23 protein-coding genes are annotated in these 26,039 nt (G+C 62.8%); 12 read left to right on the top strand and 11 right to left on the bottom strand.

The features are described 5' to 3' along the window. The first annotated feature begins 44 nt into the window (after positions 1-44). Both AC3A4H_RS11375 and AC3A4H_RS11370 read left to right on the top strand, forming a co-directional pair. The gene (locus AC3A4H_RS11375; RefSeq protein WP_348779362.1) at positions 45-1,079 is read left to right on the top strand and encodes a DNA topoisomerase IB; all 1,035 of its coding nucleotides are present in this window, start codon (positions 45-47) and stop codon (positions 1,077-1,079) included. A gap of 104 nt (positions 1,080-1,183) precedes the next feature. After that, the gene (locus tag AC3A4H_RS11370) at positions 1,184-2,482 is read left to right on the top strand and encodes an NRAMP family divalent metal transporter (protein ID WP_487766789.1); all 1,299 of its coding nucleotides are present in this window, start codon (positions 1,184-1,186) and stop codon (positions 2,480-2,482) included. 28 nt (positions 2,483-2,510) lie between these two features. On the opposite strand, the gene AC3A4H_RS11365 is transcribed toward AC3A4H_RS11370, so the two are convergent. After that, positions 2,511-3,896 carry a Coenzyme F420 hydrogenase/dehydrogenase, beta subunit C-terminal domain gene (locus AC3A4H_RS11365; RefSeq protein ID WP_487766788.1) on the bottom strand — a complete coding sequence of 462 codons (1,386 nt, stop codon included), beginning with the start codon at positions 3,894-3,896 and terminating at the stop codon, positions 2,511-2,513. Further along, positions 3,889-4,971, bottom strand: coding sequence for a polysaccharide pyruvyl transferase family protein (locus AC3A4H_RS11360; RefSeq protein WP_487766787.1), 1,083 nt, complete (start codon positions 4,969-4,971; stop codon positions 3,889-3,891). Before AC3A4H_RS11360 ends, AC3A4H_RS11365 begins: the two co-directional genes overlap by 8 nt. Positions 4,972-5,272: 301 nt before the next feature. On the opposite strand from AC3A4H_RS11360, the gene AC3A4H_RS11355 reads away from it, so the two are divergent. Together AC3A4H_RS11355 and AC3A4H_RS11350 are read left to right on the top strand one after the other, a co-directional pair. After that, the gene (locus AC3A4H_RS11355; protein ID WP_348779358.1) at positions 5,273-5,539 is read left to right on the top strand and encodes a hypothetical protein; all 267 of its coding nucleotides are present in this window, start codon (positions 5,273-5,275) and stop codon (positions 5,537-5,539) included. Positions 5,540-5,912: 373 nt separating this feature from the next. After that, complete coding sequence (locus AC3A4H_RS11350) at positions 5,913-7,016, top strand: NADH:flavin oxidoreductase/NADH oxidase (protein WP_487766786.1); 1,104 nt, start codon at positions 5,913-5,915, stop codon at positions 7,014-7,016. A 101-nt stretch (positions 7,017-7,117) separates the two neighbouring features. Here the strand turns inward: AC3A4H_RS11350 and wrbA are convergent, their stop codons facing one another. Continuing rightward, complete coding sequence (gene wrbA / locus AC3A4H_RS11345; RefSeq protein WP_348779356.1) at positions 7,118-7,717, bottom strand: NAD(P)H:quinone oxidoreductase type IV; 600 nt, start codon at positions 7,715-7,717, stop codon at positions 7,118-7,120. Between the two features lie 187 nt (positions 7,718-7,904). Here wrbA and AC3A4H_RS11340 point away from each other — a divergent pair, with 187 nt between their 5' ends. The 6 genes from AC3A4H_RS11340 (at position 7,905) to AC3A4H_RS11315 (ending at position 16,938) form a co-directional block, all read left to right on the top strand. Continuing rightward, complete coding sequence (locus AC3A4H_RS11340) at positions 7,905-8,657, top strand: competence/damage-inducible protein A (RefSeq protein WP_487766785.1); 753 nt, start codon at positions 7,905-7,907, stop codon at positions 8,655-8,657. 85 nt (positions 8,658-8,742) lie between these two features. After that, a complete protein-coding gene (locus AC3A4H_RS11335; protein ID WP_487766784.1) occupies positions 8,743-9,585 on the top strand; it encodes a universal stress protein in 843 nt (280 codons plus the stop codon). A gap of 107 nt (positions 9,586-9,692) precedes the next feature. After that, positions 9,693-10,190, top strand: a complete 498-nt coding sequence (gene gpt / locus AC3A4H_RS11330) for a xanthine phosphoribosyltransferase (protein WP_348779353.1) — start codon at positions 9,693-9,695, stop codon at positions 10,188-10,190. 192 nt (positions 10,191-10,382) lie between these two features. Then, positions 10,383-10,874 carry an NUDIX hydrolase gene (locus AC3A4H_RS11325; RefSeq protein WP_487766783.1) on the top strand — a complete coding sequence of 164 codons (492 nt, stop codon included), beginning with the start codon at positions 10,383-10,385 and terminating at the stop codon, positions 10,872-10,874. A 90-nt stretch (positions 10,875-10,964) separates the two neighbouring features. Then, positions 10,965-12,491, top strand: a complete 1,527-nt coding sequence (locus tag AC3A4H_RS11320) for an inorganic phosphate transporter (protein ID WP_487766782.1) — start codon at positions 10,965-10,967, stop codon at positions 12,489-12,491. A 652-nt stretch (positions 12,492-13,143) separates the two neighbouring features. Next, positions 13,144-16,938 carry a vitamin B12-dependent ribonucleotide reductase gene (locus tag AC3A4H_RS11315; RefSeq protein ID WP_487766781.1) on the top strand — a complete coding sequence of 1,265 codons (3,795 nt, stop codon included), beginning with the start codon at positions 13,144-13,146 and terminating at the stop codon, positions 16,936-16,938. 826 nt (positions 16,939-17,764) lie between these two features. Here the strand turns inward: AC3A4H_RS11315 and AC3A4H_RS11310 are convergent. Continuing rightward, positions 17,765-19,174, bottom strand: coding sequence for an aspartate ammonia-lyase (locus AC3A4H_RS11310; RefSeq protein ID WP_487766978.1), 1,410 nt, complete (start codon positions 19,172-19,174; stop codon positions 17,765-17,767). 266 nt (positions 19,175-19,440) lie between these two features. On the opposite strand from AC3A4H_RS11310, the gene AC3A4H_RS11305 reads away from it, so the two are divergent. Next, entirely contained in the window at positions 19,441-19,725 is a 285-nt protein-coding gene (locus AC3A4H_RS11305; RefSeq protein ID WP_487766780.1) for an acylphosphatase, read from the top strand. A 27-nt stretch (positions 19,726-19,752) separates the two neighbouring features. Here AC3A4H_RS11305 and ftsZ read toward each other — a convergent pair whose 3' ends face one another. The 3 genes from ftsZ to AC3A4H_RS11290 form a co-directional block, all read right to left on the bottom strand. Then, positions 19,753-20,736, bottom strand: coding sequence for a cell division protein FtsZ (gene ftsZ, locus AC3A4H_RS11300; RefSeq protein WP_348779301.1), 984 nt, complete (start codon positions 20,734-20,736; stop codon positions 19,753-19,755). 310 nt (positions 20,737-21,046) lie between these two features. Beyond that, the gene (locus AC3A4H_RS11295; protein ID WP_348779300.1) at positions 21,047-21,511 is read right to left on the bottom strand and encodes an aminoacyl-tRNA deacylase; all 465 of its coding nucleotides are present in this window, start codon (positions 21,509-21,511) and stop codon (positions 21,047-21,049) included. Positions 21,512-21,744: 233 nt separating this feature from the next. Next, positions 21,745-22,080, bottom strand: coding sequence for a TfoX/Sxy family protein (locus AC3A4H_RS11290; protein ID WP_487766779.1), 336 nt, complete (start codon positions 22,078-22,080; stop codon positions 21,745-21,747). Positions 22,081-22,137: 57 nt separating this feature from the next. On the opposite strand from AC3A4H_RS11290, the gene AC3A4H_RS11285 reads away from it, so the two are divergent. After that, positions 22,138-22,635: a GFA family protein gene (locus AC3A4H_RS11285; RefSeq protein ID WP_487766778.1), complete on the top strand. Its 498-nt coding sequence runs from the start codon at positions 22,138-22,140 to the stop codon at positions 22,633-22,635. Positions 22,636-22,642: 7 nt separating this feature from the next. Here AC3A4H_RS11285 and sufA read toward each other — a convergent pair whose 3' ends face one another. The 4 genes from sufA to sufD all read right to left on the bottom strand — a co-directional run bounded on the left by sufA (position 22,643) and on the right by sufD (position 26,034). Then, positions 22,643-23,026 (bottom strand): Fe-S cluster assembly scaffold SufA, encoded by a 384-nt coding sequence (gene sufA / locus AC3A4H_RS11280; RefSeq protein WP_487766777.1) that lies wholly within the window; start codon positions 23,024-23,026, stop codon positions 22,643-22,645. Positions 23,027-23,116: 90 nt separating this feature from the next. Continuing rightward, positions 23,117-23,512 (bottom strand): SUF system Fe-S cluster assembly protein, encoded by a 396-nt coding sequence (locus AC3A4H_RS11275; RefSeq protein ID WP_348779621.1) that lies wholly within the window; start codon positions 23,510-23,512, stop codon positions 23,117-23,119. Positions 23,513-23,517: 5 nt separating this feature from the next. After that, positions 23,518-24,762, bottom strand: coding sequence for a cysteine desulfurase (locus AC3A4H_RS11270; protein ID WP_487766776.1), 1,245 nt, complete (start codon positions 24,760-24,762; stop codon positions 23,518-23,520). Positions 24,763-24,765: 3 nt separating this feature from the next. Next, positions 24,766-26,034 (bottom strand): Fe-S cluster assembly protein SufD, encoded by a 1,269-nt coding sequence (sufD, locus tag AC3A4H_RS11265; RefSeq protein WP_487766775.1) that lies wholly within the window; start codon positions 26,032-26,034, stop codon positions 24,766-24,768. Between the last annotated feature and the right edge of the window lie 5 nt (positions 26,035-26,039).

Here is a 26,039-nt window from a genome sequence, read left to right as displayed (position 1 = left end):
AGCGGAACTTTGGTCATCTCATCTCATTGCTTTGCGGATGAGCGATGCATACCGGCAAACCTGACACCCTCTTTCATGTGACGGACGAGCAGCCTGGCATCCGGCGGCGCCGGGTCGGCCGTGGCTTTCGCTACCTGCGCGCGGACGATCAACCAGTCACGTCTCCAGAGACGCTCGAGCGCATCAAGAAGCTGGCGATCCCACCCGCTTGGGTGGATGTGTGGATATGCCCATCGGCGAGAGGGCATATCCAGGCGACCGGAAGGGACCAGAAGGGCCGCAAGCAATACATCTATCATCCCATGTGGATGGAAGAGCGGGATCTCGCGAAATTCGACAAGCTGACGGGTTTCGCGAACGTCCTTCCTTCCTTGCGGCAAAGAGTCGATGACGACCTGAGGCAAAGAGGAACCCCTCGCGAAAAGGCAATAGCAACGGCTGTCTGGCTCCTCGACCAGACCTTCATCCGCATCGGCAACGAAGCCTACACTGCAAACGGAAGCTACGGCCTTACGACGCTTCGGTCCCGGCATGTGGTGGTAGGTACCGCAGAACTGAAATTGCGGTTCAGAGGCAAGGCCGGGAAGCAGTGGACCGTCAAGGTTTCTGACCGACGCATAGCAAACACGGTCCGCCAGATTCTGGACCTGCCGGGCCAACGTTTGTTCCAGTATCTGGACAGCGACGGCCAACCGCATCCTATTACGTCGACCGACGTGAACGGCTATATCGCCGAAGCAATCGGGGCTGATTTCAGCTCCAAATTCTTCAGGACCTGGGGCGGCACCACGCGAGCAGCGCAGCTATTGTCCAGCACCCCTCTTCCCTCCGCCGCGACTCCGGCGAAGAGAGTTCTCAACTCGACAATCGACCGAGTGGCTGCCGAACTGCGCAATACGCGAGCGGTGTGCCGACAAAGCTACATCCATCCCGCGGTTATCGAGCACTGGCAGGCGGGCAGCCTGACGGAAGAAATGGAGCGCATCGCTCGCGGGGCGGATGAGGCGCCATCCCATCTCAGCCAGGAAGAGCACGTCGTGCGCATATGGCTTTCGGAATACGGTCGCCAGCAGAGCTAGGCTCCAGGATCGCGCGCACGGCAATTGAACCCGAGTGGCGGAGCCAGTGAACTTCCACACTCCTTGCGAGTTGGGAACAAGGCCTGTCCTTCCTCCGGTGCCAAATGTCCAAGCAAAGGCAAGAGACATCCAGCCCAAACAGAGCGGGTCGTCGTTCGGGTCGTGCTGCCCGGATCCTCGGCAACGCCATCATCACCGGCGCCGCGGATGACGATCCCTCCGCCATCGGAACCTATGCGAGTGCGGGCGCGCAGTTCGGATTGGGTATCCTGTGGATCGCCCCGCTCCTCCTGCCGATGATGTATGTGGTCGTGTACATATCGGCAAAGCTTGGACAGGTGAGCGGAAAGGGCCTGTTTGGCGTCATTCGTGACCGATACCCGCGCATGGTGCTTTACCCGCTTGTGGTCGGCGCATTCGCCGGCAATATCATCGAAGCAGCGGCAAATCTCGGAGGCGTCGGCGCGGCGCTCAATCTGCTTGTCCCGCTGCCGATAACGGTATTCGTGGTCTGCGTTGGAGCCATCATCGTCTCAGTCCAGGTTTTCGGCTCCTACTTTCTTCTGCGCCGGATCTTCAAATGGCTCACGCTGGCGCTTTTTGCCTATGTCGCGGCCGCGACCATGGCAAAGCCGGACCTGATGGAGGTCCTGCACGCCACCATCTTTCCACGCGTGGAGTTCACGACGGAGTTCATGTCGATCGTGGTTGCGTGCATCGGGACCTCGCTTTCGGCCTACGTCTACACCTGGCAATCGAACCAGGAGGTAGAGGACGAAATTGCCCTTGGTCGGAAGGAGCTGTTTCAGCGAAAAGGCGCCACGGACGAGGAACTGTCCGACAAGCGCCGGGATGTCCTGACCGGAATGGTTTTCGCCAATATCATCCTCTACTCCATCATTCTTTCCACCGGCGTCACGCTTCACCCCGCGGGGGAAACTCATATCGAGACCGCGGCTCAGGCCGCCGCTGCACTGGAGCCGTTTGCAGGCGAAGGTGCGAAATATCTGTTTGCGCTGGGCGTGGTGGGGGTGGGCTTCCTTGCCATTCCCGTCATGACGACGGGCGCCGCCTACGATCTCCTGCAGGCGTTCGGCAAGAAGGGCAGCCTGCACGCCAAGCCGTCCGACGCCAAGCTGTTCTATGGCGTCATCGCGGCGGTGACTCTGATCGCCGTGATACTCAATTTCCTCGGCTTCAGCCCGATGCGCGCGCTGGTCTGGTCGGGTATCGTACAGGGCTTCTCCGTGCCGCCACTGCTGTTGATGATGTTGCTGATGACCGGCGACAGGCGCGTCATGGGCGAGCGCAGGAACGGATGGCTCACCAATTTCCTTGGCTGGGCCACCACCACTGTGACCTTCCTGGCCCTCATTGCCCTGGCGGTGACATGGTTCCTGTGAGTTCAGCACTGCCTTCCGGCCCGGAGGCTCAGGCGCCTGTGTCTCGAAAGATGCGGTCGGCAATCTTGCCGGTGGCGCCGCGAGAGTAGGTCACTCCGGCGTAGAGAGACGCGGCCGTGCGCGCCCAGATGACGTAAACGAAGCCAAGATGGGCGAGCTGTGAAAAGTAGAACACGCGGTGGCTCCACCTGGAGATATGCCTGCGCAAACGATAGATCGCCCTGCGGCGGGGCGAGAGGGAAGAAATGTCCGCAAAACGCTTTTGCAACGCCAACGGCGGGGGGAACTTCTTGAGCCTGTAGGCGAGACCCTCCCGCCGATGTCGGAAGGCGGCCGCCTGGGTCGCAACCGCGAATTCACTGTCCACGCCGGTGAGCGAAATTCGGCCGGCCTCCGCCGCTTCTTCCAGCAGTTCCATCATCCTCCGCGAGCGCACAACCGCTATATTCGTGCCGCGGCCGTCCGAGGAGTACGGCTCCTGCCATGCATCTCCGACGCAGGCATCCGCCAGTTCGGCCATGACGTCATCGCAGAAGTCGCAGGCCGGACTTTGGAAGAAGCCCGCGCCCCAGTCGCCCTCCAGCATATGCCACCAGTCGCGCTGGCGCTCCCCTCCTCCGCGCAACCGGAATCCCACCCGATACCACGAGGCGGGACGCTCCGGTCTCTTGACCCGGTAGTCGACGCCACAGATTGCATCGCGTTTCACATCCGATTGCCGCGCGAAGCTCTCGGTGAACCTGGTGCTTTTCATATGACCGCATACGAGGCCGATGCAGTATCTTACGCGCTCGCGGACGATCTCGTCTCGCTGGCACACCAGTTGGACCGTCTTGACCATGCAAGGTATGCCTACGACCGCATAGCGGCCGGGTTCGGCACGAATCCTCCTCAGCACCCCGGAAAGCTCGACGGGGTAGTATCGGGACTTGGCGCCCGACCGAACGTCGCTCTCGTCATCCGAGATCGTGTATCGGAAGAGCGTCCCTTCGGGCTCCCGCGTCTCGACCACATGCACGACCCGGTCCACTTCGCGGACCCTCAGCAGTTCGGTTGCGAGCCACGTTGCCAGGCCGCCCGAGCTGCCGTCCTGTCGATAACGGCCCTCTTCCACGTGACCGACATAGAGCGCTTCGTAGCGGCCAAGCAGAGGGTCATGGTGAAGCGCTTGGGGAAAGCGCGAGCTTGCCAACTCTTCCTCGCTTGAGGCGGCCGGGGAGAATGGACACAGGCGCGAAAACTCGGCACTGGGCGTTGACAACCATGCTGCGGAACCCGCGGGCTTGTATAGGCCATAACGGTCGAGTTCCATGTCGACCTCGCCCGATCCCGGATAGGCCGCGCAGGCCCCGCAGCCAATGCACAAGCCGGCATCCACAACGGCCCTCGGGCTGAGCGGCATGCCGTCATGCATGGGTCACCGCCTCGTGGATCAGCGCTTCCTGTAGATATGCGTTGGATCGGCGACGCAGGGCCTCTATGCGCTGCATGACTTCTTCGCCCGGCGGCAATTGGAGCGCCGAGCCGAAATCGCTTTCGGCAATGTCTTCCCCAACCAGCCGCTCCTGCGTTCCAAGCAATGTCATCAGGTCCGACAGCTTGTTGTGGCGATAGGGCGATGACGCGCAGATAAAGGGCTTGCCATTGACGAGTGCAAACACCAGTCCGTGGAAAAAAGTGGTTGCGACGGCTGTCGCCGCCGCCATGGCCTGCGCGAATTCTGCCGGCCCGGCGGCGATCCATTGCGCGTCTGCCCAATCGTTGCGGTAGCCGACGCTCACCACACCGAGCGACCGCTCATGCGCCCACTTCACCGCGCGGCTGCAGAACCAATCTGGCAAGTCATGCCCGTAGAGGAGCAGGTAAGGCGCTTGCGTCACTTTCGCTTGCGCTATCGGCTCGGGGAATTGGAGACACGGGTCCAGGACCACTTCGATCGGCGCACCCACGATCCGCTCGGCGATGGTGCGGGAGTTCATGTCCCTTACCGACAGCGCCGAAAAGCTCCTCAAGGCCGAAGCTTCGAGGCAGAGTTCGTCGGAACGGGGCTGGTTGCCGAAGCTGGCGCCGTAGGAAACGAGCCTGCCTGTCGGCAGCCCCCACCCGAAGAATATCTTGCAAGCTCCGTACCACGGGTGGCGCTGGTTCCACACCTCGTCGCTGCCCACCAAGACCGTGTCGAAACCGGCCGGCAGCCGCGCCGGTTCTTCCAGCGGGAAGGCCGGAGACAGAGGCAGCGACTCGACCGCCTCGTTGAACTTTTCAATCTTGCGGGCGTAGAGCGGCGTTTCGGCCGCTCTGACCGGAGAGATGGGGCCAAGGGCATGCACCAACTCTGCGCGCTCGGTCCGCGAGGAAAAGTGATCGAGGATCGCGACATCGAAACCCCGGCTTCTCAGACCTTCGACAAGGCACCGCGCCTGCCAGTAGGAACCGTAGTTTATGCAGCGGTGAAAGGTGAGAATGCCGATCCGTGGGAAGGAGGTCATTGAGGTCTTGCCGCCGCTCTTCGATGTGCTGAACCGCCCCCGAGTTGCCTCTGCGTCGCCTTGGGTCCCCGAAATGCGCCGCGCGAGTGCCTCTCGTCAGGCGTCGCCTCAGGGCGAGTCGTCAAACTGGTGCTGACCGATTTTGTTCCCTGTGACTCGCTGGTGGGCCATCGCCCGAAAATCCGCGGTCTGACAATTCATGTTCCCTTTCCTGCCCAAGGAACAAATCACGCGATTCCATGTTTTGTGCGCCCTGGCGCCGGGTAGACGCGGCGAAGCATTGGGAACGAGGAACGCTGATATGTCTGAAGCAAAAACGACGACACATCACGATGAAATCAAACGCTGGGCAGAGGCACGTCAGGGAATGCCTGCACGCGTGAAGACACCCGGTCGCGAGGGTGGGATCCTGCGCATTGACTTTGGCAAACCCGAAGAGACGCTCGAGCGCATCGACTGGGATCAGTTCTTCAAGATTTTCGACGAGAACAATCTGCAGTTTCTCTACCAGGAGCGAACCGAGGACGGCGGTGTCAGTCGCTTCAACAAGTTCATACGGCAGGACTGAAGCATAGCCCGCGGTGATGATGGGCCCTCATGCTGTGCGCGAACACGGGAAAGCCCTGAGCTAACCTTTCTCGTCTGCATGGGGTGCAGGCGATGCCCTGCTGTCTCGGGGCGACTTGCGGGGATCTTCCGCTGGATCACTTCCGATGGTGGGCTGCGGTTTTCGGGCACCTGTCGTATAGCTGTCTTCCTGGCCGATTGGTTCTGTCCGGAAGATGCGAAGTAGCCCTGCGCCCTTGAGCGCCCGCGTTTATCGCATTAACTCAACAAACAAATGCTCGACTGGTTCGAACTGTTTTCCACCAAAGGCCCGGCATTTCACACGTGCGCAGTGTAGGGCTTATTTCCTCGCTGCCGCGCCAATAGGAGTTTGCATGTCCACACATCTGTTTTCGCCCATCACTCTCGGCAAGCTCGAATTTCCAAACCGCATCGCAGTGGCGCCAATGTGCCAATATTCGGCGGATGACGGCTCGGCGACCGACTGGCACCTACAACATTGGATGAACCTGGCGATGTCGGGCGCGGGCATGGTGACCGTGGAGATGACGGATGTGGAGCGGCGTGGCCGCATTACCCATGGCTGCATGGGCCTCTATTCAGACCACAACGAGGCCGCCGCCAAGCGCACGCTGGACGCCGCGCGCCGCGTGGCCGCCCCCGGCACCAAGTTCGGCGTGCAGCTTGCCCATGCCGGGCGCAAGGCGTCGAACCGCCGTCCCTGGGAGGGTGGCGCAGCGCTCGGCCCCGATGAAGACCCCTGGCCCATTGTCTCGGCCTCACCGATTGCATTCGCCGACGGCTGGCAGGTTCCGCAGGAACTGGACGAGGCCGGCATCGAGCGCATCATCTCGCTGTTTGGCGAGGCGGCGCGGCGCGCGGCGCGCGTGGGCTTCGACTTCATCGAACTGCATTCAGCGCATGGCTATTTGCTGCACCAGTTCCTCTCTCCCCTCTCCAACAAGCGCACCGACAAATGGGGCGGCTCGCTCGAAAACCGCATGCGCTTTCCAATGGCGATAGCCAGGGCAGTGAGGGAGGCGGCCCCCAGCCTGATGATGGGTGCGCGCATGTCGATCACCGATTGGGTCGACGGCGGTTTTTCGGTCGAGGAGGCAATCGAGGTTGCGCGCGGCTACAAGGCTGCGGGTGCGTCCTATATCTGCTGCTCCAGCGGCGGCAACTCGCCGCTGCAGAAGATCCCGACCGGCCCCGGCTATCAGGTGCATCTGGCGACGGCCGTGCGCGAAGGCGCGGGCATACCCACGCGGGCCGTAGGCCTGATCGACAGGCCCCGGCAGGCCGACGACATCATTCGAGAGGACAAGGCCGATATGGTGGCGGTTGCCCGCGCGCTGATTGCGGACCCGCGCTGGCCGTGGCGCGCCGCAGCCACGCTCGGCCATGAGTTTCACCCTGCGCCGCAACTCCAGCGCGGCGAGCCGTTCATGCGCCACTGGACGCAGAAGCCGTCATAACGGCCTGATTGTACTTGGCTTTCGCCAGTTCAACTGAACAAATAAAACGGGCGGCTCCGCGAGGAACCGCCCGTCTTTCGTTTCAGAAAAGGCTTGAGAAATCAGCCGTGCAGCTTGGCCGCGATCTCGGCCACGCGCTTGCCCTGGAAGTGCGCGCCTTCCAGCTCCTGCGCGGAAGGCTGGCGCGAGCCGTCGCCGTCTGAGGTGGTGGTCATGCCGTAGGGCGCACCGCCGCGCACGACGTCGTTGCCCATCTGGCCCTGATAGGCATAGGACAGCGGCACGATGACCATGCCGTGGTGCTGCAGGTGGATCTGCGCGTTGATGAGCGCGAGCTCGGCGCCGCCATGCTGGGTTGCGGTCGAGACCATGACCGAGCCGACCTTGTTGAGCAGCGCACCCCTGGCCCAGAGCGGGCCGGTCTGGTCGAGGAAGTTCTTCATCTGCGCAGCCATGGTGCCATAGCGGGTCGCGGTGCCGATGATGATCGCGTCGTAGTTCTCCAGCTCCAGCGGGTCGGCGATCGGCGCTTCCTGCTCGAGCTTGTAGTAGGCGGCCTTGGCGACGGCGTCGGGCACCAGTTCGGGAACACGCTTGATAGTCACATCGGCGCCGGCTTCGCGCGCGCCTTCGGCAGCGGCCTTCGCCATCTGCTCCATGTGACCCCAGCTCGAATAGTAGAGCACCAGAACCTTCGCCATTATAAAACTCCTTGCATCGGGAAAGATCGGGGGCGGATCGGTCGCCGCCTTGCCTGCCGATGTAATGGCTCGGTCGTTCATTGAACACGTGGAAGTTGGGGACAGTTCGTTCACCGTTTGCGCACCATTGATTGCTGCCACGCGCAGGTCTATTCCACGGGAACCACCTTCTTTTCCGGAGCGCCCCATGGCTGAAATCGTCACCGCAGCAATGATCGTCATCGGCGACGAAATCCTGTCGGGGCGCACGAAAGACCGCAACATCGGCCACCTCGCCGACGTCATGACGGCGATCGGCATCGACCTGAAGGAAGTGCGCATCGTGCCGGACGAGGAAGACGAGATCGTTGCAGCGGTCAACGCGCTGAGGGCGCGCTATACCTACGTCTTCACCACCGGCGGCATTGGCCCCACGCATGACGACATCACCGCCGACTCGATCTCGAAGGCCTTCGGCGTGCCGTGCGAATACGACGCCAAGGCCTATGCGATGATGGAGGCGAACTACGCCAGCCGCGGCATGGAGTTCACCGAGGCGCGCAAGCGCATGGCACGCATGCCGCGAGGGGCCACGCATATCGACAACCCGGTCTCCATGGCGCCCGGCTTCCGCATCGGCAATGTCCATGTCATGGCCGGCGTTCCGGCCATCTTCCAGGCCATGCTCGACGGTGTGGTGCCCACGCTGGAGACCGGTACCAAGCTGCTTTCGGCCACGGTGGAGTGCCCCTTCGGAGAAGGCATCATCGGCGGTCCGCTTGCCGAGATCCAGAAGCGCCACCCCGATACGATCATCGGTTCGTATCCCAAATATCTGGACGGTTCCTTCTGGACCGAACTGGTCGTGCGCGCCCGCTCACCCGAGGCGCTGGAAGCGGCTCGCGCCGAGGTCGCGGCCATGGTCGCAGGCATCTCCGAGGCCAACGCCAAGCCGGACTGAAACCGGGCGCGCAACTTTCGTGCGCAATCGGCCCTCGCATGCTAGAGTTCCGTTGAGGGCTGGCTCTGCACGCGAGGAGGCGGATATGCCGTTCAAGACCATCGTTGCGATCATCCAGAGCAAGGATGACGCAGACCGCGTGCTGGACTGCGCCATTCCGTTGGCCATTCGCTTTCAGAGCCATCTGATCGGCGTGCATGCCGAGGCGCTGCCGGTTGCCTACACGTCGGCGGTCGGTTTTCCCGACACGGAATTCCTGCAAGCCACCGCCGAAGCCAACAAGGAACGGGCCGAAGCGCTTCATTCGGCCTGCCGCCGCCGCATGCAAGGTACGGGACTCACCTTCGACTGGCGCAGCCTGGAGAGCTTTTCGGGCGACAGCGCGCATTCGGGCATCGCAAGCGCGCGCTGCGCCGACCTGGTGGTTGCCGCCCAGCGCAATCCGCATGCGGAGTCCAGCGCCACGGCCGACGTGGACGCGCTGCTCTATGAATCGGGTCGTCCGGTGCTGGTCGTTCCCCACGCCGGGCCAGCCGGTGACGGCAGCTACAAGCGCATAGTCATTGCCTGGAACGGAAGCCGCGAGGCCGCGCGCGCCGCCTTCGACGCCCTGCCCCTGCTGAAAGAAGCCCACCGGACCGAGATTTTCGTGATCGACCCGCCCGCGGATGCCGAAGAAGACGCCGAGGCCTCGGGCGCCGAGATCGCCAAGGCACTGGCCAGGCACGGCGTGAACGTGGCGGTCGCCTCGGAGCCCTCTCGCGGCCGCTCAATCGACCATATTCTCCAGGCGCGCATCGCCGACACCGATGCCGATCTTCTCGTGCTTGGCGCCTACAGCCATTCTTGGCTGCGTCAGCTTCTGTTCGGCGGCGTGACCCGCACCGTGCTTCAATCCATGCCGGTGGCGACCTTCATGTCGCGCTGAACGATCAAGCGCCGGAGAGGCTTGCCAAACCGCGGTCTTTCCGGCTAATTGCGCTCGCATTCCCCATCATCGCGCGCTCGCGGCGCGCCACCGGAGTGCCGAGCCTCATGTCTCTTCCCGAAAAGGCCTTTCCCGTATCCTGGGACCAGTTCCATCGCGATGCCCGCGCCCTTGCCTGGCGGCTTGCCGGCGTCAACGGACAATGGAAGGCAATCGTCTGCATCACCCGCGGCGGCCTCGTTCCGGCGGCCATCATCTCGCGCGAACTCGGCATCCGCATGATCGAAACGGTCTGCGTGGCCTCGTATCACGACTACACTTCGCAGGGGCAACTCCATGTGCTGAAGGAGATAAATCCGGCGCTGCTGGAAGGTGACGGCGAAGGCACGCTGATCGTGGACGACCTGACCGATACGGGCAAGACGGCTGCAATCGTGCGCGCCATGATGCCAAAGGCCCATTTCGCTACCGTCTACGCCAAGCCCAAGGGTCGACCGCTGGTGGACACCTTCGTGACCGAAGTGTCTCAGGACACCTGGATCTACTTCCCCTGGGACCTGGGCTTCACCTACCAGAAGCCGATTTCGGACGACCACGCCGGCTGATTCGGACGTTGCCCCCCACTGGTCCTGCAATTCGGGCCAGAGATCGCTATATGCGATAAGCCTTGAACCGGGTGCGCCCTTGGGCGCATCGGGAACTGCAAGGATTTGCAAAAGTTTTACTGTTATTACGTATAATTAACCCTAATATTCGTGAGACGGCAAACGAATCGGAGATCAGGAAAGCACCAGGAAATGCTCCTCAGCCACGCCACACGAAACCGCCTTGCAGAGCGGATCCGGCGCCTCTTCGGGGGAATGCCGCGGCGTGTGCAGGTTGCCGCCTTGCCGTGGCGCGGCAGAAACGGAAATATCGAGGTCATGCTGATCACCAGCCGGGACACCGGCCGGTGGGTTCTGCCTAAGGGCTGGCCGGAGGCGGGCGAGCAGCTTTGGGAATCGGCCGCGCGCGAAGCGGTTGAAGAAGCGGGCATTGCCGGCGCAGTCGCGCAGCTCGAAATCGGTCGTTACTTCTACGGCAAGGTGAGGGCGTCCGGCGCAGAGAGGCGCTGCGAGGTTCTCGTCTTCCCGCTGCAAGTTGCCGAAGTCGCTGCCGAATGGCCCGAAAAGGGGCAGCGCCAGCGCAAATGGTTCCCCGCCGCCGAGGCCGCAAGCCTAGTGCGCGAACCCGATCTCGGTGAACTCATCGCGCGGTTTGGCAATGGTCGCTACCAAGCCGCGGCTTGAGCGTGTTCGCGCATTCGCAATGCCGGCCGACACAGACTTCACCCGCTCCAATCCGGTTTTTGGCCGCAGTCGGCTGCCACGAATGCACCAATGAGCATCAGTTCGCGCGGCAAGCACACAGTCGACAAGGATCTGGGCCGAATCACCGACATTGAGGAGGCAACGGGCTTCGTCGCTCGCGGCCTGGTCGCCCCCGGACTGGCGCTGGTGTTCCTGGTGCTGGCCGGCATGCTCGCCTCGATCTACGTCTTCGGCGAACCGCGCGCCCTTGTCGTCGTGGTCGCGGCGGCGGTCGGCGCCTACCTGGCGCTCAACATCGGCGCGAACGACGTTGCCAACAATGTCGGCCCCGCCGTAGGCGCCAAGGCAATAACAATGGCTGGCGCGCTGGCCATGGCAGCCGTTTGCGAAAGCCTGGGCGCCCTTCTGGCAGGCAAGGCGGTGGTAGCCACGATCTCGACCGCAATCGTGGTGCCTGAAGCCGTTTCCGATCCGACAATCCTGATCCACATCATGCTCGCGGCGCTGATCTCATCGGCTCTCTGGATCAATTTCTCGACCTGGATCGGCGCGCCCGTTTCGACCACCCACGCCATCGTCGGCGGCGTGATGGGCGCCGGCGCTGTGGCCGCTGGCATCGAGGCGGTGAACTGGCTGACGATGGCGGCTATCGCGACAAGCTGGATCGCTACCCCAGTCCTGGGCGCCGCGGTGGCGATCATGTTTCAATACCTGATCAAGACCGCCATCATCTATCAGGACGACAAGATAGCCGCTGCACGGCGCTGGATTCCGGTGTTGGTGGCGGTGATGGCGGGTGCCTTTGCGGCGTATCTGGTGCCGATGCTTCACTCTGCATCTACCTGGCAGACCAGCATGTGGATTGGCCTGGGCTTCTTCGCCGCAACCTGGGCGGTCTCGCACAGATCCATCGCCAGGCAGTCGCAAGGGATGGAAAACCGCAATCGGTCGCTGCGGCGCCTCTTCAGGCTGCCGCTGGTGGGCGCAGCCGCCCTGCTCTCCTTCGCCCACGGCGCCAATGACGTTGCAAATGCAATCGGGCCGCTTGCCGCGATCGTCCACGCCGCGCGTCAGGGCAACGTCGCGGATGTGGTCGATATTCCGCGCTGGGTGATGATGATCGGCGCGCTCGGCATTTCCTGCGGCCTGCTGCTCTACGGGCCCAAGCTCATCCGCATCGTGGGCGGCGAAATCACGAAGTTGAACCCGATGCGGGCCTTTTCGGTGGCGCTTGCCGTGGCAATCATCGTGATCGCCGCCTCCTGGTTAGGCATGCCGGTCAGTTCGACTCACATCGCGGTCGGCGCAGTCTTCGGCGTCGGCTTCTTCCGTGAATGGTACATCGCGCATTCGTCGCACCGGCGCGCCTTTCTCCTGCGGCAGAGGCTGCTAAAGCCAGGGCAGCCGAACATGCGGCGCGACCCAGAAGACGAAGAGGCCCCCCGCAGGCAGCTCTCCCGCGAAGAGCTCAACCGCCGCCGGCTGGTGCGTCGCACTCACCTGACGAATATCGTGACCGCCTGGGCCACCACAGTGCCCGCCTCGGCGGCGCTGGCGGCGCTGCTTTTCACTGCTCTCGGCATTTTTTCTTCCTGATTTGCGGCCCCCACCCAGCTTGCGGGCTGTCGCACGAAATCCACAACCTGGTTGAAGCGCACGCGGCAAGGCTCTGGAAAGAGCAACCTCCCCGCTTTGCTTAGGGCCCTGCCTGTCCCCGCTATCCACACAAGTGCCACACAACATATTGGGTGTCGCAGGAACCCCGTAACGAGTGCTTGACGACGAAAACCGAGTCGTCTCATATGCGGCATGTGCTCTTGTTCAGAGTGCGGCCGGCAAGACGTTTAGGTCGGTCTCAGCAGGTTTTCCCACGCGTTCCGGGCGTTTTCCCCGTTTTTTAACGGCGGGCAGACGCACGGCTTTTTTCCGTTTTGTTCCGTGGCGTCCTGTGAGTAACACTGGAATAAATTTGGTTGGAGCACTACATTTAGTATTTGCGCCGCAAGGCTAGCACAAGGTAATGTGATTTATCTCTCCATCGAGAGACTCATTGTCTAAAACTTAGAGTAGGGCTTTCCGGCCCGCGTCATATGCGAGTTGTCGGCCGCAACCAACGGCAGCCAGCGGCGTTAGCGACGGATCGGAGCATAGGGGCGCCGGCCTTTGGCAAGGCCGGATCGATAGGGCACGCGCCTATCCGCGGAAATTGCTGCGGAGAGGTGCTATATATAGGACTGAGGACGAACCAATGCGCATCGAGCGTCGTTTCACCAAGGATGGACAATCGCCTTACGCGGAAATCGAATTCCGCAAAGCGGTGAGCGAGATCAAGAACCCGGACGGTTCGATCGTCTTCCGTCTCGACGACATCGATGTGCCCGCCCAGTTCTCCCAGGTCGCGGCCGACATCCTGGCCCAGAAATATTTCCGCAAGGCTGGTGTGCCCGCCCGCCTGAAAAAGGTCGAAGAGAACGACGTTCCATCTTTCCTGTGGCGTTCCGTTGCCGACGAGGACGCACTTGCCGAACTGCCGGAGAACGAGCGCTACGGTTCCGAGCGCGACGCCCGCCAGGTTTTCGACCGGCTCGCCGGCACCTGGACCTATTGGGGCTGGAAGGGCGGCTACTTTAACTCCGAAGCCGACGCCCTCGCCTTCAAGGACGAGCTCTCCTACATGCTCGCCACCCAGCGCGTGGCGCCGAATTCGCCGCAGTGGTTCAACACCGGCCTGCACTGGGCCTACGGCATCGACGGCCCTGGCCAGGGCCATTTCTACGTCGATCCCTTCACCGGCAAGCTGACCAGGTCCAAGTCGGCTTATGAGCACCCGCAGCCGCATGCCTGCTTTATCCAGAGCGTGCAGGACGACCTCGTCAACGAGGGCGGCATCATGGATCTGTGGGTGCGCGAGGCGCGCCTGTTCAAATACGGCTCGGGCACCGGCTCCAACTTCTCCATGCTGCGCGGCGAAGGCGAAAAGCTTTCGGGCGGCGGCAAGTCGTCCGGCCTGATGAGCTTCCTCAAGATCGGCGACCGCGCCGCCGGCGCCATCAAGTCGGGTGGCACCACGCGCCGCGCCGCCAAGATGGTGGTGGTCGACATCGACCATCCCGACATCGAGGCCTATATCGACTGGAAGGTGAAGGAAGAGCAGAAGGTTGCCTCGCTCGTCACCGGCTCAAAGATCGTCAAGCAGCACCTGACCCGGATCATGGCGGCCTGCGTGAACTGCGAGGGCCACGATGACGACTGCTTCGACCCCGCAATCAACACCGCGCTGAAGCGCGAGATCCGCGCCGCCAAGAAGAACTCGGTGCCGGAGAACTACATCAAGCGCGTCATACAATTCGCCAAGCAGGGCTACGACTCCATCGAGTTCAGCACCTACGACACCGACTGGGATTCGGAAGCCTACCTGACCGTCTCCGGCCAGAACTCGAACAACTCGGTGTCGCTGAAGGACGACTTCCTGCGCGCGGTGGAGACCGACGGCGACTGGCACCTGACCGCCCGCAAGGACGGCAAGGTGCTGAAGACGCTGAAGGCCCGCGACCTGTGGGAAAAGATCGGCTATGCCGCCTGGGCCTCGGCCGATCCGGGCCTGCACTTCAACACCACGATGAACGACTGGCACACCTCGCCGGCAGCCGGCCCGATCCGCGCCTCGAACCCGTGCTCGGAATACATGTTCCTCGACGACACGGCCTGCAATCTCGCCTCCATCAACCTCCTGCCCTACCGGCAGGCCAATGGCGACATCGACATCGCAGCCTACGAGCACACCGTGCGCCTGTGGACCGTCGTGCTCGAAATCTCGGTGATGATGGCGCAGTTCCCGTCGAAGGAAATCGCCAAGCTTTCCTATGAATACCGCACGCTCGGCCTCGGCTACGCCAATATCGGCGGCCTGCTGATGACCTCCGGCATTCCCTACGATTCCAAGGAAGGCCGCGCCATCTGCGGCGCGCTGACCGCGATCATGACCGGCGTGGCCTACGCCACCTCGGCCGAGATGGCCTCCGAGCTCGGCGCCTTCGCCGACTACGAGCGCAATGCCGACAACATGCTGCGCGTTATGCGCAACCACCGCCGCGCCGCCTATGGCGACAAGGCCGGCTATGAGAAACTGTCGGTCAACCCGGTGCCGCTGGTGGCCGAAGACTGCCCGCAGGACGAACTGATCGGGCACGCCCGCGCCGCCTGGGATCGGGCCATCGAGCTCGGTGAAAAGCACGGCTACCGCAACGCGCAGGCAACCGTGATCGCGCCCACCGGCACGATTGGCCTAGTGATGGACTGCGACACCACCGGAATCGAGCCCGACTTCGCGCTGGTGAAGTTCAAGAAGCTGGCCGGCGGCGGCTACTTCAAGATCATCAACCGCGCCGTGCCGGAAGCCCTGCGCACGCTGGGCTACACCGAAAGCCAGATCGCCGAGATCGAGGCCTATGCGGTCGGCCACGGCAATTTGAACCAGGCGCCGGGCATCAATCCCTCGACGCTGAAGGCCCGGGGCTTCACCGACGAGAAGATCGAGGCGCTGAACGCCGCGCTCAAGAGCGCCTTCGACATCAAGTTCGTGTTCAACAAGTGGACGCTGGGCGAGGATTTCTGCAAGGAAGCGCTCGGCCTCACCGACGAGCAGCTCAACGACTTCTCCTTCGAGATGCTGCCGGCGCTTGGCTTCACCAAGCGCGAGATCGAAGCCGCCAATATCCATGTCTGCGGCGCCATGACGCTCGAAGGTGCGCCTTTCCTGAAGGACGAGCACCTGGCGGTGTTCGACTGCGCCAACCCGTGCGGCAAGATCGGCAAGCGCTACCTTTCGGTGGAAAGCCACATCCGCATGATGGCCGCCGCCCAGCCCTTCATCTCGGGCGCCATCTCCAAGACCATCAACATGCCCAACGATGCGACGGTCGAGGACTGCAAGGAAGCCTACATGCTGTCGTGGAAGCTGGCGCTGAAGGCCAACGCGCTCTACCGCGACGGCTCGAAGCTTTCGCAGCCGCTCAACGCCTCGCTGATCGAGGATGACGCGGAGGAGGCAGAAGAGGCCGTGGAGGCGCTGGCTGCCGCCCCGGCCGCAGCCCAGGCGGTCGCCGTCACCGAAAAGATCGTCGAGCGGATCATCGAAAAGGTGGTGCACGATCGCGAGAAGCTGCCGAACCGCCGCAAGGGCTACACGCAGAAGGCGGTCATCGGCGGCCACAAGGTCTACCTGCGCACCGGCGAGTTCGACGACGGGCGGCTGGGCGAAATCTTCATCGACATGCACAAGGAAGGTGCTGCCTTCCGCGCCATGATGAACAATTTCGCCATCGCCATCTCGCTCGGCCTGCAATATGGCGTGCCGCTCGAGGAATATGTCGAGGCCTTCACCTTCACCAAGTTCGAGCCGGCCGGCATTGTCATCGGCAACGACGCGATCAAGAACGCCACGTCGATTCTCGACTATGTGTTCCGCGAGCTCGCCGTCTCCTATCTCGGCCGCAACGATCTTGCCCATGTCGACACGTCGGACTTTTCCAACACCGCGCTCGGCCGCGGCATCAACGAAGGCCGCGCGCAGGCCGTCTCCAAGGGCCTGACCCGCGGTGCTCCGCTGAAAGTGGTGTCCGGCCTGCCCGGCGGGGAGCCGAAGGGCTTCGCCGGCACGCAGCCGGCCGGCACGCCTGCCAAGGTCACGGCTCCGGTTGCCTTCTCGGGCTCCAACGTGCGCTCGATCTCGTCGGCCGCAGCCGTCCAGTCCAGCGCGCCGGCCTATAGCGACGGCGCAACTGCCTTCAAGCGCGACTTCGAGCAGCACGCGAAGGAAGCGGCGGAAGAAGCAAAGCACGAGGAAGCCGCCGCGGAACTCTTCACCGACGCCGCCGCGCAGGAGGCAGCCGAGGCCAAGGCCAAGGCCGCGGAACGCCGCAACCGCGCGATCATGCAGGGCTACACCGGCAATATGTGCACGGAGTGCCAGAACTTCACCATGGTCCGCAATGGCACCTGCGAGAAGTGCGACACCTGCGGCGCGACGAGCGGCTGCAGCTGAGTATTCGACCTACTAATAAGTTCGGCCCGGTCGCGAGATCGGGCCGAATAGCAAAGGGGACAAAGCAAGAACCGCAAGCAGATGATGTCCTCATGTGACATCACTCTAGAAACACCAAAGCCGACCCTCTCGGATCGGCTTTGGAACCGCGAATAAGCCTTCAGCCCACGCGGGGCGATGAGGACTAATGTCCCACCTGTGACAAGGACTACATACAGGGAATCGGTTCTCGGAGTCGAGGTAGCTAGGGCATCTACTGCCAAATTGATCGGAGATCACATGGCAAAAAATGAAACTACCTCAAAGTCGGTCGCCTCAAAGGCCTCCAAGCTGTTGCGTGATCCACGCACTCCCAAGGCCGTCAAATCCGTTGCGGCGTCGGCACTCACTCAAGCGCCTAACAGAACAGGAAAGCGGAAATGAGCGTCTATCAAGCAATAAATCGTCCGAAGGGCTGATCAGGGCTCCCCGATAGGCGGTTCTAAAAATTCTTCCGCACAGGGTCTCATTCACAAGGTGGTCTGGTTCCCCTGAGATGCGGTCCGAAGCTAGGGTCTCTTCCGGACTATGACATTCGGTAAACTAACTTGCTGCTCCTATCTCTTCTGCTAGATAGGAGCAGCTTTCGTTCAAGCTGAATGCTAGCTGCATATCAGCTGTTGTCGCTCCCCTCCCCCGGCCAACTGCCACCACAGCCATATAACGAGCCGTCTTCAGCGCGGCCGCAAGCACCACGAAACTCGGCACCCGCTCGTGTAAAATGGCGGACTGACGATTGAAACACGGGCGAGGTCGGCCGATATCAACTGCCGACGCACGAAACGCCTCAGGCCAAGCCTTCCGCCACCAGAATGTCCTGGAATTCCTTGTCCGACAGGAAGCCGAGGCGCTGGGAGGCCTCAAGCACCGTCAGGGCGCCGTTCTGGGCCGTGGTGGCCACCTGCACCGCCTTGTCATAGCCGATATAGGGGACAAGCGCGGTCACCAGCACCAGGCTGCCGCGCAGCTGCTCCTCGCAATGGCGGGCATTGGCCTCAATTCCCACCACGCAGCGTTCGCGCAGCACAGTGACGGCGTTGGTCAGCAGCCTGATCGAGTTCAGCACGTTGAAGGCCACCACCGGCTCCATGGCATTGAGCTGAAGCTGGGCTGCCTCCGCCGCCATGGTCACCGTCACGTCGTGGCCGATGATCTGATAGGCAACCTGGCTCACCATCTCGGGGATCACCGGGTTGACCTTGCCCGGCATGATGGACGAGCCGGGCTGCGCGGCGGGAAGCGAAATCTCGCCTATGCCGGTGCGCGGGCCGCTGCTCAGCAGGCGCAGGTCGTTGGAGATCTTGGAGAGCTTGACCGACACGCGCTTCAGCGCGCTGGAGAAGCTGACAAGGGCGCCGAGGTCGGACGACGCCTCGATCAGGTCGCGGGCGCGCTGCAGCTCGAAACCGGATACCGCCGACAGATGCGCGATGGCGCGCTCGCAATAGCCCGCCGGGGCCGCGATGCCGGTGCCGATGGCGGTTCCCCCCAGATTGACCGTCTTGAGCCATTCGGCGGCGTGGCGAAGGTGCTTCGCGTCCTCCTCCACCGCCGCCGCGAAGGAGGCAAACTCCATCCCGAGCGTCATCGGCACGGCATCCTGAAGCTGGGTGCGGCCGACCTTGACGATGCCGGAAAACGCCTCGGCCTTGGCGGAGAAGGCTTCTCCGAGAGCGAGCAGCGCAGTTACCAGCGCCTCGTACTGCATCAGCACGGCCAACCGGATCGCAGTCGGGTAGACGTCGTTGGTCGACTGCGAACGGTTCACATGGTCGTTCGGATGGAGGTGCACGTAGTCGCCACGGGCACGGCCGAGCTTCTCGAGGCCGACATTGGCGACCACCTCGTTGGCGTTCATGTTGGTGGAGGTTCCCGCACCACCCTGGATCATGTCCACCACGAAATGCTCGTGGTGCTTACCCGCGATGATGTCGTCGCACGCGGCAACGATGGCGTCCGAAATCTGCGGAGTGATCGCCTCAAGCTCGCGATTGGCAAGTGCTGCCGCCTTCTTGACCATGGCAAGCGCGCGCACGAATTCAGGAAACTGATTGAGAAGAACGCCGGTGATCGGGAAGTTCTCCACCGCGCGCGCAGTCTGCACACCGTACAGGTGCTGCTGAGGAACATGCATCTCGCCGAGCAGGTCGCTTTCGACGCGTGTTGCCGCTTCCGGCGTGCTCGGTTCAGTCTTCATGTCCATGAGGGGATAGTCCGTAATCTTCGGGAGGGATAACCAATCGCGCGTCCAGCAACAGGGCGACGCCTAACCGGGTCTGTCTAGTCGATGAAGACATGAATGGCAAACGCGGATTGCCGATGGGGAAGCATTTCGAGGGACAGGAAGCCGCCAGCCCACCAATTCCGCCCTCCTCTACTGCAAGGACGCGGGCGAATACGGGCCGGTTGCCATCGGCCATCTGCGCCCCACATCTGAAATCGAATACCGCGGGGAGGAAGGGCTTGGAGAAGGCCGGCAGAACCGTACTGGCGCAGATACGCGGGCGCGTTCAGGGCGTGAGCTTTCGCGCCTGGACCCTGCGCGAGGCCGAAAGACACGCCTTGACCGGATGGGTGCGCAACAACCCGGACGGGTCCGTAAGCGCATTGCTGGCCGGACCCGAGGCGGCGGTCGCCGCAATGCTCGACCGACTGTGGGTCGGGCCTGCAGGAGCGGTCGTCTCCGACGTCGAATTCGACGACGTCGAAGCCGTTCAGGTTCCGGTCCGCTTCACGATAGCGGGCTAAAGGGGCCGGCTTGCGCTGCCGACGGGTTTAGATGAACCTGTCGGCCCGAGGGCTCTGAAGGCCGGTGGCCACGACGGACACCCGGAACTTGCCTTCCAGACTCTGGTCGAAAATCGAGCCGACGATGATGTTGGCGTCGTCGTCGACCTCCTCGCGGATGCGCGTTGCCGCCTCGTCGACCTCGAACAGGGTCATGTCCCTGCCGCCGGAAATCGAGACCAGAACGCCCTTGGCGCCCCTCATCGACTCTTCGTCCAGCAGCGGGTTGGCGATGGCGCCTTCGGCCGCCGCCTTGGCGCGCCCCTCGCCCGAAGCCTCGCCGGTTCCCATCATCGCCCGGCCCATGTCCTTCATGATCGCCTTGACGTCGGCGAAATCGAGATTGATCAGGCCTTCCTTCACGATGAGGTCCGTGATGCAGGAGACGCCGGAATAGAGAACCCGGTCGGCGGTGACGAAGGCATCGGCCAGGGTCGTCTTGGCGCTGGCGACCCTGAACAGGTTCTGGTTGGGGATGACGATGACCGTGTCGGCGCATTCGCGCAGAAGCTCTATGCCGCGTTCGGCCATCTGCATGCGGCGGCGGCCCTCGAAGTCGAACGGCTTCGTCACCACAGCCACGGTGAGCATGCCGGCTTCGCGCGCCGCGCGGGCCACGACCGGCGCAGCGCCCGTGCCGGTGCCGCCGCCCATACCGGCAGTGACGAAGCACATGTGCGTGCCGGAAAGATGATCCATGATCTCGTCGATCGACTCTTCGGCCGCAGCGCAGCCGATCTCCGGCAGCGACCCGGCGCCGAGCCCCTCGGTCACATGGGTTCCAAGCTGGATCAACCGCGGTGCCTTCGACATGGTCAGCGCCTGGGCGTCGGTATTGGCAACAATGAACTCCGTGCCCTGCAGCCCCTCGGTGATCATGTTGTTCACCGCGTTGCCGCCCCCGCCGCCAACACCGATCACGGTCAGGCGTGGCCTCATTTCGGCGATTTCGGCTTTCTTGGGTGTGTTCATTGCTGCGTCTTGTCCTTGGCTATGGCCGGGTGCCGCAGGACAGCCAACCCGCTTCCGGAAGATGGGCTGGAAGCAAGCGGCGCCCGGGAGAATCAGGCCATCGATACGTGCGTCCAAGGGATCAGAGTGCGAATTCGTCCGCAAGTGCGTGCATGCCCCCAGCGCAGATAACGTTTCAGCGGATATGGCCCAATCCGGCCCGCGTCAAGCCGCCCGGGATGGCCGGCGGATGTTTCGACGCCAACGAACAGTGCAGATATGCAAAGGGGCCACAGGGGCCCCTTCGCAAACCCGGAAAGCTTGTCGGTTTCTACAGGCTGATACGTCCATGCGGCATGCCGTACATGAGGCGTTCGAAACCGTCGCTCGACACGTGTACCAGCGTGCGGTGGTCACCGCCCTCGAAATAGACGTCGCCATGCCGTTCCAGGCTGTCGTCTATGACGGAGGGTATCCGATACGGCGCACCGAAGATCGGTACGGCACCGATCTCGCAATCGGGAAACAGCGTGCTGGCTTCCATTTCCGTGGCAAGCTCCACCTTTTCGCCCACCAGCTTGCCGACGCTGTCAAGGTCCACGTGGGACGATGCCGGGACGACCGCCAGCAGATAGCTGCCGTTCCATCTCAGCACCACGCCCTTGGCCAGCGCATTGCCTGGTACATGGCTCGCCTGGGCGGTCATCGCCGACGAGCCGGTCTTGCCATGCCGCGCGATGTCATAGGCGACACGGCTATCTTCCAGAAATTCCTGCATCGTCAGCGCAATGCCCATGTCCGTCTCCTTTCGCGTTTACGACAACCGCGCGAGACGCATGGCGAAGACTGTTTCCAGACGATGGCGAGCGCACAAGGTTCACTCGCGTAACCGGCTCTTCGCCACACCGCTGGCCGGTTGGTTGGCCTGCCGGCGGGCAGGCCGATCAAGAGCAAAAGAATACACCCGCGTTCGGACCCGCGCCAGAGGAATGCATGCGGGGTTCAAGGGCCCCGCGACAGAAGCTTGTTTCAGCGCAGTTCCTGCCGGCCGGCGCGCAGCCCCGCTTCATAGGCCTTGCGTGCCCAGAGCGTCATTTCATCCGGGTCGTCGAAGGCGCTGTCGGGGACCGACCAATAGGGCATCGCCACCATCTTGCCGTGCCGGGCGCCGCTATAGGTCCACTGAATGCAGCCGGCTGCCTCGAAATCCGGCGCGCTTTCGGCATCGGCCTTGAGCATCAGCTCGCCGCGAAGCTCAATGGCAATGATGACGCCGTCGAAATAGATGCCCTTGCCGCCAAACATCCTGCGCACGCTGACAGGGCCAAGGCCGGCAAAGAGATCGGCAATGTCGGCTTCCGTCATTGCGCTGCTCCTCTAAATGATGTGGCATCGAGAGCCACGAAGGAAAGGAAAGCACCGATGCCGATGCTGCTCAAGGGATCATGCAGTTGCGGGGCTATCAGCTTCGAAGTGCAGAGCCATACGCCCGTGCCATACCAGCTATGCTACTGTTCGATATGCCGAAAGCAGCAAGGCGGCGGGGGCTACACGATCAACCTCGCGGCCATTTCAGACACGCTGAAAATTGTGGGCGAAAGACATCTTGGCCTCTATCGCGCGACCGTCTGCGACGAGGAACGACCGACACCGGAGGTCTCAACAGGAGAGAGACGCTTCTGCTGCGAATGCGGTTCGGCGCTCTGGCTCTACGACCCGACATGGCCGGAGTTGGTGCATCCCTTCGCCTCAGCGATCGACAGCGAACTGCCCACGGCGCCGCACCGCGTGCACCTGATGCTGAAATACAAGGCTTCGTGGGTGGAGCCCGATATCCGGCCGGGCGACAAGACATTCGACCTCTACCCGCACGAATCCATCGCCGGGTGGCACAAGCGCAACGGCCTATGGGTGGAATGAGCGACGGTCAGACGCCGCCGGTGCGCGCCTCGGCAAGCTGCTTCAGGTCCGCCGGCTTCAGCTCGACCGACTCGCCGCAGCCGCAGGCCGAGCTCTGGTTCGGATTGCGGAAGGTAAAGCCGGTGCGCAGCGTCGTCATCTCGAAATCCATCTCGGTGCCGAGCAAGAATAGGGCTGCCTCCGGCGCGACGTAGACATGCGCGCCGTCGCGCTCGATGTGGTCGTCGGCGGGATTGGGCTCGGTGACCAGGTCGACCGTGTATTCCATGCCGGCGCAGCCGCCCTTCTTGATGCCCAGGCGGATGCCCTTGGCGTTCTCGCGGCTGGCCATGATCTCGTTGACGCGAGCTGCGGCCTTTTCGGTCATCGTGATGACGGCAAAGCGTCCCATGCTTCTGTCTCCATACCGAGCAGGATAAAGGCCTGCCGGATATTGATGGGGTCCAGGATGGTAGAGATGTGGGCTTCATGCAAGCCGCGATCAATACCACCCCACTGCCACCTGCGCCTCTTCCGACATGCGGTCGGGCGTCCATGGCGGGTCGAATGTCATGTTGACCTCGACATCGGAGACGCCTTCCACGGCGCCCACGGCGTTCTGAACCCAACCGGGCATTTCGCCTGCCACCGGACAGCCGGGCGCGGTCAGCGTCATGTCGATCTTGACCGAGCGGTCGTCCTCGATGTCGATCTTGTAGATGAGGCCGAGTTCGTAGATGTCCGCCGGAATTTCCGGGTCGTAGACCGTCTTCAGCGCCGAGATGATGTCGTCCGTCAGGCGTGCGAGTTCCTCCGCAGGGATCGCGGAGGTTGAGGCAGCTTCGTTGGCCTCGCCGTCGGCGGGCGTCGTGTCGATTGCAGCGTTTGCGTCTTCCATCGTCGTCATCCGAAGAATTTCCGCGCCTTTTCAAGGGCTTCAGCAAGAAGGTCCACTTCCGCCCTGGTGTTGTACATGGCGAAGGACGCCCTGCATGTGGAGGTCACGCCGAAGCGTTTCAACAGTGGCTGTGCGCAATGAGTGCCAGCGCGCACCGCCACTCCCGACCGGTCGATGACCATCGAAACGTCATGCGCGTGGATGCCCTGCAACTCAAAGGAGATGATCGCGCCCTTGTCCGGGGCATCGCCGAAGATACGCAACGAGTTGATGGCACGCAGGCGTTCATGCGCATATTTCTTCAGGTCGGCCTCATGCGCGGCGATCGCCTCGCGCCCCACCTTCTCCATATATTCGAGCGACGCGCCGAGCCCGATCGCCTGCACGATGGGCGGGGTGCCGGCCTCGAAGCGATGGGGCGGCTCGTTGTAGGTGATGTTGTCTTCCGTGACCTCGAGGATCATCTCGCCGCCGCCCTGGAACGGGCGCATGCGTTCCAGCATTTCGCGCTTGCCATAGAGAGCGCCGATGCCGGTCGGGCCATAGACCTTGTGGCCGGTGAAGACATAGAAATCGCAATCGAGGTCGCGAACGTCGACGGGCGTGTGCACCGCCGCCTGGCTGCCGTCGACCAGCACCGGGATGCCGCGTGCATGCGCGATCCGCACAATCTCCTTGATCGGCGTGACCGTACCCAGCACGTTCGACATATGCGTGATGGCGACGAGTTTGGTGCGGTCGGTGAGGCGCTTCTCGAACTCGTCGAGGTGGAACGCACCCTGCTCGTCCACCGGCACCCACACCAGCTTCGCGCCCTGGCGTTCCCGGATGAAATGCCACGGCACGATGTTGGAGTGATGCTCCATGATGGAGAGGACGATCTCGTCGCCCTCCCCGATATTGGGCATGCCGAAGCCGTAGGCCACGGTGTTGATGGCTTCCGTGGCCGACTTGGTGAAGACGATCTCTTCCGCGCTGCCGGCGTTCAGGAAGCGCCGGACCGTCTCGCGCGCCTTTTCATAGGCCTCGGTCGCGGCGTTCGACAGGAAGTGCAGGCCACGATGCACATTGGCGTACTCGTTGGCATAGGCATGCTGGACAGCGTCCAGCATGGCCTGCGGTTTCTGCGCCGAAGCGCCGTTGTCCAGATAAACCAGCGGCTTGCCATAGACTTCCCGCGAAAGGATGGGAAAGTCGCGGCGGATTGCCTCGACGTCGTAGCCGTCAACGATTTTCGCCGGTGCATTCATGGCTCACCCATGCGCCTGGAACCAGTCGCCGAGCAGCGCCTCGAGCGCCTCGACCGCGGGTTCATCTTCCAGTTCCTCGATCACCTCGGCCAGGAACGCCTTGACCAGCAAGCCCCGAGCCGTCTTTTCGTCGATGCCGCGCGCCATCAGGTAGAACAGGTGGTCGCGATGGATATCCGTCACGGTGGCGCCGTGCCCGCACTGCACATCGTCAGCGAAAATTTCCAGCTCCGGCTTGGTGGAGAATTCAGCCTCGTCCGACAAAAGCAGCGTGTTGCACGCCATCTTGGCGTTGGTCTTCTGCGCAGGTTGCGCGACGTTGATGCGGCCCTGGAACACGCCGTGCGCCCGGTCCGTGATGACGTTGCGGATCACCTCGGTCGAATCCGTGTGCGGCACGCTATGGTCGAGAACCATGGTCACGTCGGTGTGGTTGTCGCCGGCCAGAAGGTTGACGCCGCGCAGGGTGAAGACAGAGCCCTCTCCCGCCGCGTTGACGATCACTTCCTGGCGCACCAGCTTGCCCCCGGCATTCATGATGAACAGCGTGAGCTTCGCATTCTTGCCGAGTTCTGCCTTGAACTGAGCCAGATGCGTGGCGCTCTCGGGATGGTCCTGCACGATCAGCCACAACACTTCCGCGCCTTCGCCAAGCAGAAGCTGGCTGACGGAGCTGACCAGCGCCGCGCCATTGCCGGTCTGGCGTTCAACGATGGTCGCCTTTGCGCCGGCGCCGACCCGCACCGGGAAACGCGCATGCACCTGTCCGCCGGCCTGTACATTCTGCAGTTCCAGCGGTGTCAGCAGTTGCGTGCCGGCGGCAATGTCGACGAAGTAGCCGTCGGTCACGAAGGCCGTGTTGAGCGCGCCAATGGCATCATCGGCGCCGCCGAGGCCCAGTGCCGCGGCAAAACTGCCGTCGGCCAGCTTCTCGGAAAGCCGCTGGATGGCCACGCCCTCGATGGAAGGGAGCTTGCTTGCCGAAGCGCCGTTCAGCGCCGGAAGCACCACCGAGCCCTCAAGCAATGCAGCTATCGGCTTGGCGTTCGCCGTCTCGTCATGCGTGGGAACCGTCGTCAGCAGGCGGCGCAGGTCTGTATAGTGCCATGCCTCGACGCGCCTGGTGGGCAGGCCGGCCTTCAGCGCCTCGACAGCCGCATCGCGCCTGACCATCACCTCGCCATCGCCCGGCAGCAGCGAAAGCCGCTCGCCGAACGCCTCGATCAGCGCCGCCTCGGCGGTCGTCCGCTGGGGAGTTGCGTGAATGTTCATTACTG

The organism is Pseudaminobacter sp. Soil_N_29 (assembly GCF_057656055.1).
Note: the sequence above shows the minus strand (reverse complement) of the source record. Positions and strands in the feature narration are given on the sequence as shown.